This window comes from Thermoanaerobacter wiegelii Rt8.B1 (genome assembly GCF_000147695.2).
GTDB lineage: Bacteria > Bacillota > Thermoanaerobacteria > Thermoanaerobacterales > Thermoanaerobacteraceae > Thermoanaerobacter > Thermoanaerobacter ethanolicus.
In genome coordinates this window covers 2340145-2354644 of record NC_015958.1, presented here as the reverse complement: position 1 = coordinate 2354644, position 14500 = coordinate 2340145, and the positions used below count along the sequence as shown (strand labels likewise).

General features: G+C 34.0%; 12 protein-coding genes and 1 pseudogene. 12 read left to right on the top strand and 1 reads right to left on the bottom strand.

Features of this window, described 5'->3' with window-relative positions; all coding sequences use genetic code 11:
• Positions 1-5 precede the first annotated feature (5 nt).
• The 5 genes and pseudogenes from folP to THEWI_RS11530 all read left to right on the top strand — a co-directional run bounded on the left by folP (position 6) and on the right by THEWI_RS11530 (position 4490).
• Positions 6-818: a dihydropteroate synthase gene (gene folP / locus THEWI_RS11550; protein ID WP_014063512.1), complete on the top strand. Its 813-nt coding sequence runs from the start codon at positions 6-8 to the stop codon at positions 816-818.
• A complete protein-coding gene (folK, locus tag THEWI_RS11545; protein WP_004400952.1) occupies positions 815-1315 on the top strand; it encodes a 2-amino-4-hydroxy-6-hydroxymethyldihydropteridine diphosphokinase in 501 nt (166 codons plus the stop codon). Before folP ends, folK begins: the two co-directional genes overlap by 4 nt.
• Before the next feature lie 3 nt (positions 1316-1318).
• The gene (queD, locus tag THEWI_RS11540) at positions 1319-1687 is read left to right on the top strand and encodes a 6-carboxytetrahydropterin synthase QueD (protein ID WP_014063511.1); all 369 of its coding nucleotides are present in this window, start codon (positions 1319-1321) and stop codon (positions 1685-1687) included.
• Between the two features lie 10 nt (positions 1688-1697).
• A pseudogene (sfsA, locus tag THEWI_RS11535) lies at positions 1698-2389 on the top strand (DNA/RNA nuclease SfsA).
• 103 nt (positions 2390-2492) lie between these two features.
• Positions 2493-4490 carry a S9 family peptidase gene (locus THEWI_RS11530; RefSeq protein ID WP_014063509.1) on the top strand — a complete coding sequence of 666 codons (1998 nt, stop codon included), beginning with the start codon at positions 2493-2495 and terminating at the stop codon, positions 4488-4490.
• A gap of 35 nt (positions 4491-4525) precedes the next feature.
• Here the strand turns inward: THEWI_RS11530 and THEWI_RS11525 are convergent, their stop codons facing one another.
• Positions 4526-5164, bottom strand: coding sequence for a DUF1614 domain-containing protein (locus tag THEWI_RS11525; RefSeq protein WP_003871308.1), 639 nt, complete (start codon positions 5162-5164; stop codon positions 4526-4528).
• Positions 5165-5311: 147 nt separating this feature from the next.
• On the opposite strand from THEWI_RS11525, the gene THEWI_RS14020 reads away from it, so the two are divergent.
• The 7 genes from THEWI_RS14020 to THEWI_RS11495 all read left to right on the top strand — a co-directional run bounded on the left by THEWI_RS14020 (position 5312) and on the right by THEWI_RS11495 (position 14479).
• On the top strand, positions 5312-5539 hold the full coding sequence (locus tag THEWI_RS14020) for a DUF896 domain-containing protein (RefSeq protein WP_003871309.1): 228 nt from the start codon (positions 5312-5314) through the stop codon (positions 5537-5539).
• Positions 5540-5559: 20 nt separating this feature from the next.
• Complete coding sequence (locus THEWI_RS11520; protein ID WP_014063508.1) at positions 5560-6987, top strand: aspartate aminotransferase family protein; 1428 nt, start codon at positions 5560-5562, stop codon at positions 6985-6987.
• Between the two features lie 21 nt (positions 6988-7008).
• Positions 7009-7494 (top strand): thioredoxin family protein, encoded by a 486-nt coding sequence (locus tag THEWI_RS11515; RefSeq protein WP_004400942.1) that lies wholly within the window; start codon positions 7009-7011, stop codon positions 7492-7494.
• A gap of 178 nt (positions 7495-7672) precedes the next feature.
• Entirely contained in the window at positions 7673-9985 is a 2313-nt protein-coding gene (locus tag THEWI_RS11510; RefSeq protein WP_014063507.1) for a vitamin B12-dependent ribonucleotide reductase, read from the top strand.
• Positions 9986-10199: 214 nt separating this feature from the next.
• Positions 10200-11864, top strand: coding sequence for a sensor domain-containing diguanylate cyclase (locus THEWI_RS11505; protein ID WP_003870705.1), 1665 nt, complete (start codon positions 10200-10202; stop codon positions 11862-11864).
• A 220-nt stretch (positions 11865-12084) separates the two neighbouring features.
• Positions 12085-14043, top strand: a complete 1959-nt coding sequence (locus tag THEWI_RS11500; RefSeq protein WP_014063506.1) for a BglG family transcription antiterminator — start codon at positions 12085-12087, stop codon at positions 14041-14043.
• On the top strand, positions 14030-14479 hold the full coding sequence (locus THEWI_RS11495; RefSeq protein WP_003870703.1) for a PTS sugar transporter subunit IIA: 450 nt from the start codon (positions 14030-14032) through the stop codon (positions 14477-14479). Before THEWI_RS11500 ends, THEWI_RS11495 begins: the two co-directional genes overlap by 14 nt.
• Positions 14480-14500: the final 21 nt, after the last annotated feature.

The following is a 14500-nucleotide window of genomic DNA, read 5'->3' as shown; positions in this document are numbered from 1 at the left end:
AGATTATGCTATTTAGGTGCAGGGATAAAAGCTTGGAGATTGGAAAAAGAACTTACATAATGGGAATTTTAAATGTGACTCCTGATTCTTTTTCAGATGGGGGAAAATATAATACTTTAGAAAAAGGCATAGAAAGAGCTCTTCAAATGATAGAAGAAGGAGCTGACATAATAGATGTAGGTGGAGAGTCTACAAGGCCGGGACATACTCCAGTGGATGAAGAAGAAGAAATGAGAAGAGTTATACCTGTCATTGAAAAGCTTTCAAAAATTTCAAATGTCATTATATCTGTGGATACTATGAAATCAAATGTGGCACTTCGAGCTTTAGAAGCAGGTGCTCACATAGTAAATGATGTATGGGGACTTCAAAGGGACCCCAAAATGGCGGAAGTAGTTGCAAAATACAATGCAGGTGTAATAATGATGCATAACAGCAATGTAGCAGAATATGAAGATGTTGTTCAGGATATAATAAAATTTTTACAAAAAAGCATAGAGATAGGAGAAAAAGCAGGAATTGATAAAAGTCAAATGGTAGTAGATCCAGGGATAGGTTTTGGAAAAACTTTAGATCATAATCTTGAGGTCATGAATCGATTAGAAGAATTAAAAGTTTTAGGACTTCCTGTGCTTTTAGGTACTTCTAGGAAATCCATGATTGGAAAAGTTTTAAACCTTGAAGTAGAGGATAGATTGGAAGGGACTGCTGCAACAGTTGCTGTTGGGATTGTAAAAGGGGTTGATATTGTACGCGTTCACGATGTAAAGCAGATGTTAAGAGTTGCTAAGATGACTGATGCGATGGTGAGAAAATGAGTGAAGTGTATTTATCTTTAGGTTCTAATTTAGGAGATAGGGAAGAAAATTTAAAAAGAGCCGTTTTTGAGTTAGAACACTGGGAAGGCATAATTTTAAAGAAGCTTTCTCCTATTTATGAAACAAAACCTGTAGGATATTTAAACCAGGATATGTTTTTAAATATTGCAGTTGAAGTGGAGACAAACATTGGGCCTTATGACTTATTAAAAGTTGTAAATGAAATTGAAAAAAAATTAAAACGAGAAAGACTCATAAGATGGGGTCCAAGGACTATTGATATTGACATACTGTTGTACGATGATATTGAATTAAAGGATGAAGTGTTGACTATTCCTCATCCGAGAATGTGGGAGAGAGCTTTTGTGTTGATTCCTCTTTCGGATATAAACCCTTTTATAAAAAAAGGAGATGTGTATATTAAAGATTTAATAGCGGAGTTGCCTGATAAAGAAGGAGTTAAGCTGTATAAAGAGAATTGGTACAATGGGGTGTAAAAAATGAAAGTGACAAAAATATTTACTTTTGACAGTGCCCACAATCTTATAAATTACAATGGGAAGTGTGAAGAGCTTCACGGTCATACCTATAAGCTGGAAGTTACAGTTGAGGGGAAGCCTGACGGAGAAGGAATGGTAATAGATTTTGTGAAGCTTAAAGAAATAGTAAATGAGAAAGTTGTAAAAAAGCTTGACCATAAGTATTTAAATGAAGTTTTAGAATTTAACACTACTTGCGAAAATATTCTTTTGTGGATATGGAAAGAATTGGAGCCTGTGCTAAAAGGAGATAACTATCATCTTTATAAATTGAGATTGTGGGAAACCCCTACAAGTTTTGCAGAAATTACTGAAAAAGATTTTGTATGAGGTTTTTAAAATGGTGATTACAAATCCAATTGTTTACGGGAAATTCATAAAGAGAATCAATAGATTTGAAGCTTATGTAGAGTTAAATAGCGGAGAAAAGACTTTAGTACATGTGCCTAATACGGGAAGGTGTAAAGAGATATTTGTCCCGGGAGCAGAGGTTATCCTTGAAGTAAGAGATAGGCAAGGCAGAAAAACACCCTTCGAGTTGGCTTTTGCTTATAAGGGGAAAAGACTTATATCTATCGATTCACAAGTGCCTAATAAAGTAGTTTTAGAGAGCATAAAGATGGGGCTTATTGAGGAATTTAAAGGCTATGACATTGTAGAAAAAGAAAAAACTTTTGGGAACAGTAAATTTGATATAAAACTTACAAAAGGAAAAGAGATATGCTATGTAGAAGTCAAAGGAGTAACTCTGGAAGTAGAAGGTGTTGCAAAATTTCCTGATGCTCCCACAGAAAGAGGAAGGAAACATTTAAAAGAGCTTATAAAAGTAAAAAAAGAAGGTATGAGGGGAGCAGTAATTTTTTAATTCAAATGGATGATATAAAATATTTTACCCCTAATGACGAGCAAGACCCGGAGTTTGGGAAGTTTCTAAGAGAGGCTGTAGGTAAAGGAGTAGAAGCCTATGCCTATACCTGTGATGTTGGAGAAAACTACGTGTTTTTAAAAGACAGGGTGGAAGTTGTGTTATGACCCTGCCTTTTTTAGCGTCTCTTGATGTAATTTTTTATTTTTAGATTTTTAGCAAATATATGTTATAATGAAGTTGTAAACATTTTTAATGGGGGCGATTTTAATGGAAAAATTACAGCTTGAGGACTTTACAAGGTTTAAATTTTTGTCTGGTTTGAAATACTCTCCAAATGGCGATTATGCAGCTTTTGTAGCACATAGAATGGATGTAGAAGAAAACAAATATCTTTCTAACATATGGCTCTTAGATATAAAAAGTAGGAAATACTTTCAATTAACTTCTTTTAATGAGGAAAGGGGTTTTGTGTGGCTAGATAATGAGAACATACTTTTTTCAGGTAGCAGGAATCCTAAAGATAAAGAAAAGGCAGAGAGTGGAGAGGAATTTACTAGGTATTATAAAATAAACATCCATGGAGGAGAGGCATTAGAGGCTTTTGTAATTCCTAAGAAGGTTATGAATATTGAACCAATTGATGAAAACACTTTTTTACTGACAGCAATATATAACGTAAATGAAAAAGAGTTGGAAGGGTTAAGTGAGGAAGAAAAACAAAAAGAGCTAAAGAAAAGGAAAGAAGAAAAAGATTACAAAGTTTTAGATGAAATTCCCTATTGGGTAAATGGAGCAGGTTTTATAAATAAGAATAGAGAGAGGTTGTATTTATATCGTGCTAATGAAAATAAGTTACAACCTATTACTGACGAATACACAGATGTATCTTTGTTTAAGTTAAACAGTGATAAAAGTAAAGCGGTATTCATAGGGCGGACTTATAAAGATAAAATGAACCTTGTAAGCAATGTGTATATTTATGATGTTGCATCTAATGAAGTAAAGAAAATTAATAGAGACGAAGATTTTTCCTATAGATATGCTGACTTTTTAGGAGACAAAATAATTTGCACAGGTACTGACATGAAGAAATATGGAATCAATGAAAATAGCAAGTTTTACCTTTTAGATATTGATTCAGGTGAGAAAAAGTGCATAACTCCTGATTTGGATATGAGTTTAGGCAATTCTGTTGGATCTGATTCTAGATATGGTTCTGGCTATAGTTTTAAAGTAGAAGGAGATTATCTGTACTTTATATCTACAGAAAGGTATAATGCATACCTTAACAGGATAGATGTAAATGGGAAAATAGAAAAAGTGATAGCATCAGATGGGTCTGTTGACATGTTTGATGTAAAAGGGGAAAATATTCTCTTTATCGGTTTTAGAGGTTTAAAGCTTTTAGAGCTTTATGAGTATAAAAATGGAGAGGAAAAGCAATTAACAGATTTTAATGAATGGGTTCAAAAAGAGAGGAAGCTTTCCAAGCCTGAGAGAGTGGAAGTAGAGACAAGAGCTGGTCATGTTATAGATGGATGGATTATGAGACCTATAGACTATGAAGAAGGCAAAAAATATCCTGCTATATTGGATATCCATGGAGGACCAAAAACTGTATATGGCGAAATTTATTTTCACGAAATGCAGTACTGGGCGGCAGAAGGATACTTTGTATTTTTCTGCAATCCAAAAGGAAGCGATGGAAGGGGCAATGAGTTTGCTGATATAAGAGGTAAATACGGTACAATAGATTATGAGGATATAATGAAATTCACAGATTATGTATTGGAAAATTACAAAGACATTGACCCTTCAAGAGTAGGAGTGACAGGGGGCTCTTATGGAGGATTTATGACAAATTGGATTATAAGTCATACAGATAGATTCAAAGCAGCCGTTTCTCAAAGAAGTATATCTAATTGGACAACAGAATTTGGGACTACAGATATAGGTTATTATTTTGTCCCTGACCAAATAGGAGGAACACCTTGGGATAATTTTGAAAAGCATTGGGAACATTCGCCTTTAAAATACGCTGATAGAGTAAAAACTCCTACTTTGTTTTTGCATTCAGATGAAGACTATAGATGTTGGATGGCAGAAGCCCTGCAAATGTTTAGCGCTCTTAAATATTTTGGCGTGGAATCAAAACTGGTGCTTTTCCACGGTGAAAATCATGAACTTTCAAGAAGTGGCAAGCCTAAACACAGAATAAGAAGGCTTAAAGAGATAACAGAGTGGTTTAATAAGTATTTAAAGTAAAATAAAAACACCCTACTTTCACAGTAGGGCGTTTTTTAAGCTAATAAAGCGGCTACTACACCTACTAAAAAGATTCCATCAAATATACCTGCGCCTCCTATACTTATGGCATGAGAGGTTAAATCTTTAAAGTGAGGCAAATTTAAAAGGTCTGCTCCAATTAATGTGCCTAAAACTCCCGAGATATATGCAACAGGTGCTGCATTGTGGGGAGATAATAAAATTGCAGAGGCAGCTGCCACAAGAGGCGGTATAAAGGCAGGGAGGGTAATGCCTACTCCTTGTACAGGTTTAGCTAGTGCTTTTGCTACAATTGTAACTATTATAGTAGCTATTATAGTTGGGAGTAGTGGTGCCCTCGGCAAAAGGTACAAACTGAGAATGACGGGAACTACAGCTCCCCCTACGTTTACTGCAATTACTTGCTCTTGCACTCGTGGGGGATAGTAAAAAAGGAATGGGGAAAAATACCGCTCTTCTTCATGGACAATAATTTTTTTTCGAGATATAGGAATGTTGATCACACTTCCTATTAAAGATAAACTAAAAACAAAAACTGCCATTTGGGGAGATAATCCCAATTTTGCAAAAGAAAAAGTTGTTGCCTGCACAAAAAATGTAAATATCAAAAAAGGAAACAACAATATTAGGGAAAGTATCCAAATTAAAGGCATTACAAAAACCTCCTTAAATATTTGCTACTATATTGTTATAATATCATAAAAGTGATGGTCATATCCATTACTTTATAAAAATTCTTTTGTTTTTTGGGAAAAAGGAATATAATATATTTGTCAAAATTTATTCGACGAGGTGAAGCAATGATAACAAAAGAGATGATAGATAGAATAAATTTCCTTTATCACAAATCACAAACAGAAGGACTGACTGAAGAAGAGAAGGAAGAGCAGAAGAGGTTAAGGCAAGAATATGTTAAGGAAATACGGGAAAGGGTTAAAAGAGAGTTGGATAGTATTAAATATGCTGAAAATAGTTGCAACCATTGTGGACATGACCATAATCACCATCATCACCACCACAGACATTAAAGATAAAGGAGAGATGAAAAATGTATGAAGGAACAAAGGGGAAAGTGAAAGACGACATTCCAGAATGTATCACTTTAGAAGAGGCACTTACTTTGAACAAAAATCAAGTCAGAGAAAATTACAAAGAATACATAAATTCAGTGTTTGTCTCTATGCTTTCAATGCTTCAGTTTGATAAACTTTTTGTAAGAGCTAAGGGAGTTTCAGTATGGGACAATGAAGGAAATGAGTATTATGATTTTTTAGGAGGATATGGTGCTTTAAATTTGGGGCATAACCCTGATGAAGTCATTGAAGCTGTAGAAAAAGTAAAATATATGCCTAATATATTGCAAGCGGCTATTGGAAATTTGCCAGGAGTTCTTGCTCATAATCTTGCAAAAGTGACACCAGGGAATCTTAAAAGGAGCTTTTTCTGTAACAGCGGAGCTGAAGCAGTAGAAGGAGCTTTAAAACTTGCTAAAATTGCTTCAGGGAAACAAAAAATAGTTTACTGCCAAAACTCTTTTCACGGCAAATCCATGGGTGCCCTTTCAGTGACGGGACGAGAAAAATATCAAAAGTATTTTAAACCACTTGTGCCGGAGACAGTTCCTATTCCATTTGGAGATGAAAAAGCTTTGGAGGAAGCTTTGAAAGGTAGAGATGTTGCTGCTTTTATAGTAGAGCCTATCCAAGGGGAAGGCGGAGTTATCGTTCCTCCTGAGGGATATTTGAAAAAGGTAAGAGAGCTCTGTACTAAGTATGATGCTTATTTGATTTTAGATGAGGTGCAAACTGGGTTTGGAAGAACAGGAAAAATGTTTGCATGTGAGCACGAAGGAGTAGTTCCAGACATAATGTGCCTTGCGAAGTCTTTAGGTGGAGGAGTTATGCCTATCGGTGCCTATATAACCACAGAGGAGATATGGCAAAAAGCTTATGGGACTATGGAAAAAGCTCTTTTACATACTTCTACTTTTGGCGGTAATACCTATGCTTGTGCAGCTGCGATTGCTTCAATACAAGCTATTATAGAGAAAAAGCTTCCTGATGCTGCAAAAGAAAAAGGTGAATACTTTTTAGGTCGACTGAAAGAATTAAAAGAAAAACATCCAAAACTTATAAAAGATGTTAGAGGAAAGGGGCTTTTAATAGGAATAGAGTTTAATCAACCAGAAGGTGGACTTCTTGACAAAATTTCTGGAGGAGCTATTTCAAAGCTTTCAAGTGAATACCTCGGCTCTTTAATTGCTGGAGAGCTTCAAAATAAACACAGAATTATAACGGCTTACACTTTGAATAACCCAAATGTAATAAGATTAGAGCCACCTTTAATTGTGACAAAAGAACAAATTGACAAAGTTGTAGATGCTTTAGATGAAATTCTCACAAGAAATAGTAGCTTCTTAGGGATTACTGTCTCGGGAGCAAAAACTGTTTTAGGATCGTTATTTAAAAGGCAGTAAATTGAAAGAGGTGAATTAACTTTGAGAGAATTGTTTGAAAAAGGAATAACTTTTGAGGAATTTGTAAAAGAATCGGAGGAGAACATTGCTAAAAGAATAAAAGAGAGATATGAAAAGACAGTCTTAGATGAAGACTTGATAGAGAAAATAAAATTTAAAGATGAGATAAATATTTTGGCATTTGCTGAGAGTTGGTGTCCTGATTCTCAAGTTAATGTGCCTATAGTTGCAAAAATCGCAAGTTATAATAAAAATTTTAAACTGAGAATTTTAAAAAGAGAAGGTAACGAAGAGCACATGAAACCTTATTATATAGATGGTAAAGCTAAAATACCCACTTTTGTATTTATGAATAAAGATTTTAAAGAAATTGGTCATTGGATTGAAAGGCCTGAAATAGTAAAAGAACTTGCAAAAAGTGGAGAAGGAGAGTGGAAAAGAGATTATCTTAAAGGGAAATATGATAAAAACATAATTGAGGAAATTGTTAATATTTTGTCCCGGTAATTGTGCCGGGTTTTTTAAATTCGTTTAATTTATTAAGCTTTTAAACGAAAATTAATAGTAAAGGGAGATAATAAAGTTAATCGGATAGTTTTGGAGGTTGCAGAATCCACAATAAAATGTATAATTTAATAAGTAACATACAAAATATTGTGGTTTTACATAAGAGGAGGAATTTCCTGTGAAAATTACTGAGAATGCGAGGAAGGTTCTGGAGAGAAGGTATTTAGCTAAAGATGAAAATGGCAAGCCTATTGAGACAGTTGAGGAAATGTTTGAAAGGGTTGCAAAGACTATCGCTGAAGTGGATTTAATCTATGACAAAAATGCTGATGTAGAAGCAGTAAAGAAGAGATTTTATGATATGATGGTAGCTCTGGATTTTTTACCTAATTCTCCTACGTTAATGAATGCCGGTAGGCCATTAGGTCAGCTTTCTGCCTGTTTTGTTCTTCCTGTGGGAGATTCTATGGAAGAGATTTTCGACGCGGTAAAGTACGCGGCAATTATTCACAAAAGTGGTGGGGGTACGGGATTTAGCTTTTCTCGCTTACGACCCAAGGGAGCTACAGTCAGATCCACTGGAGGCGTTGCATCAGGACCTGTTAGTTTTATGAAAGTTTTTAATGCAGCGACAGAAGCGGTGAAACAAGGTGGTACTCGTAGAGGAGCAAATATGGGCATTCTGCGTGTTGACCACCCTGATATATTGGAGTTTATACAGTGTAAAAAAGATAACAATGAAATAACAAATTTTAATATAAGCGTGGCTATTACAGAAGAATTTATGAAGGCTGTTGAGGAAGATAGGGAATACGATCTAATAGATCCTCATACGGGTAAGGTTGTAAATAGATTAAGAGCAAGAGAAGTCTTTGACCTGATTGTAGAAATGGCTTGGAGAAATGGGGAACCGGGTATTGTATTTTTAGACAGAATAAATGAGAAAAATCCTACCCCTGAAGTTGGAGAGATTGAGTCTACCAATCCCTGTGGTGAACAGCCACTTTTACCATATGAATCTTGTAACTTAGGTTCAATTAATCTTGAAAATATGTTAAAAAAGGTAGAAGGTAGATACGCAATAGATTATGACAAACTTAGAGAAACGGTCTATGATGCAGTACATTTTTTGGATAATGTAATAGATGCCAATAAATATCCTCTTCCACAAATTGAGGAGATGACAAAAGGGACAAGAAAAATAGGTCTTGGCGTAATGGGATTTGCTAACATGCTTTTGAGATTAGGCATTCCCTATGATTCTGAAGAGGCTGTAGAGTTAGGCGAAGAATTGATGGAGTTTATTGATGAAACTTCCAAAGAAGCATCGATTAAATTAGCAGAACAAAGAGGTACCTTTGGTTTCTATGATAAGAGTATTTACAAAAAAATGGGTATAAAAATTCGAAACGCTACAACTACTACTATTGCCCCGACTGGCACCATATCTATCATTGCAGGTACTTCTAGTGGCATAGAACCGGTGTTTGCAATAGCTATGACGCGAAATGTTATGGATAATACAGAACTGGTGGAAGTAAACCCTGTATTTAAAGAGGTTGCCATTGAAAGAGGATTTTATTCAGAAGAACTGATGCGAGAAATTGCTCGAAGGGGAAGTCTAAAAGACATAAAGGGTATACCAGAAGATGTTAAAAGAGTCTTTGTGATAGCTCATGATATTGACCCTGAGTGGCATGTTAAAATGCAAGCAGCTTTTCAAAAACATGTTGACAATGCAGTTTCTAAAACGGTGAACTTTAGAAATGAAGCTACAGTAGAGGATGTTAGAAGAACTTATCTTCTTGCCTATGAACTTGGTTGCAAAGGGGTTACTATATACAGAGATGGAAGTCGTGAATCGCAAGTATTGAATTTGGGCATAAAAGAGAAAAAAGTAGAAACAAAACCTATAGAAGAGCAAACTAAAAATGAACCTTTAAGACCAAGGCCAAGACCTCCTGTGACAAGAGGAATAACTGAAAAAGTGAGAATAGGTTGTGGAAATCTTTATATAACAGTTAATTATGATGACCAAGGCATATGTGAGGTATTTACAAATCTTGGAAGAGCAGGTGGATGCCCTTCACAGTCAGAAGCTACAAGTAGGCTTATATCTATAGCATTGCGCTCAGGCATTGATGCTAAGACAATTGTAGAGCAATTAAAAGGTATAAGATGTCATTCTACTTTAAGGCAAATGGCTACAAACAAAGAAATAAAAGTGTTATCTTGCCCTGATGCTATTGGCAAGGTTATTGAGAAAGTGATGAAAATCCGAGTGGAAGAGGAGCAGCAATTTGCACCTATCGATGTACCTATATATGAAAATAATCATAATGGCGATGAAGATGACCCTAAAGAAGAAGTTGCATTGAGTGAAGCTGACTTATTAGACGAAGAAAAGTTTTGCCCTGAGTGTGGCAGCCCAATAGAGCATGAAGGCGGATGTGTGGTGTGTAAAAACTGTGGCTATTCTAAATGCGGTTGATATTTATAAAAAACCTTCTGTAGCAATTGCTACAGAAGGTTTTTTATAAATATTTAAAGGGAAGTACAAGATTCGACATATTATGATGGGGATTTGTGGTACAATTGGCTCTGATAAATAAATGTGATCAATTTTATAAACCTTATCAGCCCAAGAAGGATTTTTGAAATAAATGTAGAATACTAATATGATTCGGAAAAACGAGGGGATTAGTATGGGGAAGTACAGGGAACTGGTTTTTAATATAACCTTAATTACAATAGGAAGTATATTATTTGTGTGGGCACTTTACCGCTGTGGTATTGGAATTGATTGGAGAGTCTTTTTGATTTTATTAGCTTTCGCAATAATTTTGGATAATCTTGGCATAATGTATACAGATATAAAATTATCTTTAAGCCCTACAATAGGAATAACTACTTTTTTGATTTTTGGCACGGTTGGAGCGGCTACTCTCATGGTATCCTCTGTTATGTTTGATACTATTGTAGTAAGAAAAAAGATAAAAAATGGGCTTTTAAATGGAGGAATGTTTTCTATTGCATATTTAGTGGCAGGATGGTTTTATGAATTCATAGGTGGAAAAATTGGCATAGTTTCTTTTTCGCAAGTTAAATATATTTTAAGTTACGTCATAATAAGTTTCCTTTTGAATAATTTTATACTGTACTATGCTTTAAAAGTACAGGGGAAGATTTTGTTTAAAGAGTATTGGAATGAGAGTGTATTATTAGAGTTGGGTACTTATATAGTTATGATTCCTGTTTCATTACTTCTTGCATATATTTATTTTAAACATAGCCTTCTGTTTTTTGTGTTATCTTTAACTCCACTTATATTCATAGCATATGCTTTTAGGATGATTAGAGATTTGATTAAGGCAAATAAAAGGCTTAACGCCATATATGAGATGGTTAAAATGATAAATTCGAAGTTAGAGTTGGAGCAAATATTAGATACTATTATAGAAGTTATTTCTCAAGTTGTTTCAGTATCTGCAGCAGCAATATATTTGACAGATTCTAATGGGGTAGCTGCTTTAGTAAAATCGATAGGTAATAGAGAGGGAGAGGAAGGCTTTAAAGAAAATTACTTCAAAGATGAGGGAATAATAGGAAAGTGTATATCTTCTAACAAAACAATAGCAATTAAGGATTTAAAGCAGGATAAAAGATTTTTAAAAGAACAATTTTTAAATAACTATGGCAGTGTAGTAGTAGCTCCTTTAAGGTTTTCGGGATCTGTCGTTGGATGTCTTATGGTGTTGCATGTAGAGACAAATGTGTTTGATGAGGATTCTGTTAAAATCATAGAGATAATCGTAGATCAAGCTTCTGTTGCGATAACCAATGCTAAACGATATTATGAAGTCACCAAAAAATCTATTACTGATCCTTTAACAAAGACTTATAATAGAAGATATTTTAATGATGCATTAATGGAAAATATTATGAGGGCAGATGAGACTAGTGAGCCTGTGAGCCTTATAATGTTTGATTTGGATAATTTTAAACTGATAAATGATACTTATGGCCATTTAGTTGGAGATGAAGTACTTAAGGAAGTGGCAAAACGGATAAAAAACAATGTGAGAAGTGATGATATTGTAGCGCGATTTGGTGGAGAAGAATTTGCAGTGATTTTGCCGAAACTTACTGCAGAACAAGCCTATATGATTGCAGAGAGGATAAGAAATGAAGTATCATCAAGGCCAATTAGGACAGATAAAGGAGATATATATGTAACCATAACGGGTGGAGTAGCAGATTATCCGGAAAAGGCTGATTCTGCAGAAAAACTTATAAGCCATGCAGATAGAGCTTTATATGCAGGTGGCAAAAGTAAAGGAAGAAACAAAATTGCCATATATGAAGTGTGAAAAAGGCTTAAAGAAAAGACTGGGAGAATATTTTCCTGGTCTTTTTTGTTTTATCTCTTGATTTGAATAATTAATAAAGTTTTACCACATTAATAAGGCATAAAAAGTTACACTTAAATTCCTTGAAAATAAACGTTTTTTAGGTATAATATTAATCGAAAGCTGAAATAAATTTGTTAATATAGTTACCACATTAAATGTGGTAAAAGGGTGATTAATTATGGATAGGATACTTGAGATTATAAATATGCTTTTAAATAGCGAACAGCCACTTACGGTTGATTATATCGCAAATACACTGAAAGTATCGAATAAAACAATAAGGAATGATTTAAAAAAAGCTGAAGAATTTGTACAACAAAAAGGCGTAAAAATTATCAAAAAACCAAGAGTAGGTATTGTACTAGAGGGGCCTAGAAATAAAAAGCTTGAGCTTGCTGATGAGATTAAAAAGAGTTTAGACTTTGAAGAACCTTTTTCGCCTGAAGCAAGAAAAAACTACATTTTAAAGCGATTGTTTATGAGTAAAGGAAGTGTAACTACAAAAGAACTAGCGGAGGAACTTTATGTAAGTAGGGTTACAATACACAAAGACTTACAAAGTGTTGAAAAATGGCTTAACAAATTTAATCTAAAACTTCTAAAAAAACCTAACTATGGCATTGAAGTGGTAGGCGATGAAGAGAATTGGCGAAATGCAGTGGCAAGCTTAATTGTTTCAACTAAAGAACAAAAAGAATTAAAAGAATTTTTATATAATGATTACACTGGTAGGATAGATTATAGAACATTAATGCAATTAAGGGAACTTTTTGATATTGATTACAAGCAACTTGAAAAAATAGTTAGTAATGCTGAATCAAAACTCAAATTTAGATTTTCGGATGAGGCTTTTATAAGTTTGGTTATACATGTAGCTATTTCTATCGAAAGACTAAAGCATAAAAAAGATGTTAAATTATCAAAGGCGGTCTTAAATAATCTAAAGCAAAAAGATGAATATGTAATAGCTCAACAGATGGCGAAAGAGATAGAAGCGAAATTTAATGTAGTTCTTCCTGAATCAGAAATAGGATATATTGTATTGCATATCATTGGTACTAAAATGCAGCAAAATAAAATTGAAGATGTGAATTTAGAGTTGGAAGATGAAGAAAGTATTGAGCTAGCGGTTATTATGTCAAAAGAAATTATAAATATTGCTGAAAGGGCATTATCTCTTGATTTAAGCAATGATAAGCAATTGTTAAATGGTTTGATACTACATTTAAGACCAACTATAAATAGGCTTAAGTATGGTTTAACACTAAGAAATCCACTATTAAACGATATTAAAGAGAATTATCCTGAAATATATGGGGTTGCATGGATGACAAGTGTTGTGTTTGAGAAGTATTTAGGTAAAAAAGTTGCAGAAGAGGAAATAGGTTATATTGCACTACATTTAGGTGCTGCAGTTGAACGAGCTAAAAAACCACTTAAAGCCCTGGTTGTTTGTACAACTGGCATTGGAACAGCACAACTTCTTGCGGCAAGGCTTGAGAAATCTTTTAAACAGATAGAAATAAAAGACATAGTTTCTTCTGTTTCGCTACATGAGAGCATCTTAAATGACATAGATATAGTTATCTCTACTGTACCTATTGAGATAAATAAACCTTTTATAAATATAAGTCCTTTATTAACTCAAAATGATATAAGACGGCTTGATGAATTTATACAAGCTCTAAATAAGAGATCTAATTTAATTGATACGCAGTTACTTGATGTTGACGGTATTTACCTAAAAAAAGAAGATTTATTAAGTAAGGTATGTATGGAGTTGCATAAAAAAGGATATGTAAAGGAGGAATATATTCAAGATGTTATAACCAGAGAAAAAAGAGCTTCTACTGCTATAGGAAATGGTATTGCAATTCCACATGGTTTACCAGAACATGTTAATAAATCAGTATTTACAGTGGTAAGACTAAAAAATCCTATAGCTTGGGATGAAGAAAAGGTAGATATGTTATTTATGATATCTTTAACTCAAAGTGATATAGCAAAATCCAGGTATATATTTAGAAAATTATATAATAAACTTGAATCACCGGAATTTGTAGAAAATATAAAAAAAGCAAAAAACAGAGAAGAAATTATAAAGTTATTGGAGGTAATTTACGATGCTGATAAATAAAAATCTTGTTACACTAAATCTTGAGGCAAAAAACAAAGAAGAGGCAATTATAAAATTGGCGGAATTGGCGCAAAAAGAAGGGAAAATAACTTCTGTAGAGGAGTATGCGAGAAGTGTGCTTGATAGAGAAAAAGCATATACAACGGGGGTGGGGAATGGAATCGCGATACCACATGGAAAATCAAAAGCTGTAAAGGAGGCGATGATAGTATTTGGTAAAACAACTGATGGAATAGAATGGGATTCATTAGATGGCAAACCTGTCAATTTAATTTTTCTCTTAGGGGTGCCTGAAGAAAATGTGGATAATGTTCATCTCAAAATATTGTCACAGTTATCACGAAAATTAATGAATGATAGTTTTATTGAAATGCTAAAAAAGGCAGTAACTGTCGAGGAAATTTTAAATGCTTTAAGTGATATCCAAGTAAGTTAAAAATAAACAAAAATAAAATCG

Bases quoted from the DNA above. Each gene is read 5' to 3' on its own strand.
- THEWI_RS11500 (WP_014063506.1), top strand. From the start codon at position 12,085: ATGGATAGGATACTTGAGATTATAAATATGCTTTTAAATAGCGAACAG.
- THEWI_RS11530 (WP_014063509.1), top strand. From the start codon at position 2,493: ATGGAAAAATTACAGCTTGAGGACTTTACAAGGTTTAAATTTTTGTCT.
- THEWI_RS11525 (WP_003871308.1), bottom strand. From the start codon at position 5,164: ATGCCTTTAATTTGGATACTTTCCCTAATATTGTTGTTTCCTTTTTTG.
- folK (WP_004400952.1), top strand. From the start codon at position 815: ATGAGTGAAGTGTATTTATCTTTAGGTTCTAATTTAGGAGATAGGGAA.
- THEWI_RS14020 (WP_003871309.1), top strand. From the start codon at position 5,312: ATGATAACAAAAGAGATGATAGATAGAATAAATTTCCTTTATCACAAA.
- THEWI_RS11505 (WP_003870705.1), top strand. From the start codon at position 10,200: ATGGGGAAGTACAGGGAACTGGTTTTTAATATAACCTTAATTACAATA.
- THEWI_RS11495 (WP_003870703.1), top strand. From the start codon at position 14,030: ATGCTGATAAATAAAAATCTTGTTACACTAAATCTTGAGGCAAAAAAC.
- THEWI_RS11520 (WP_014063508.1), top strand. From the start codon at position 5,560: ATGTATGAAGGAACAAAGGGGAAAGTGAAAGACGACATTCCAGAATGT.
- folP (WP_014063512.1), top strand. From the start codon at position 6: ATGCTATTTAGGTGCAGGGATAAAAGCTTGGAGATTGGAAAAAGAACT.
- queD (WP_014063511.1), top strand. From the start codon at position 1,319: ATGAAAGTGACAAAAATATTTACTTTTGACAGTGCCCACAATCTTATA.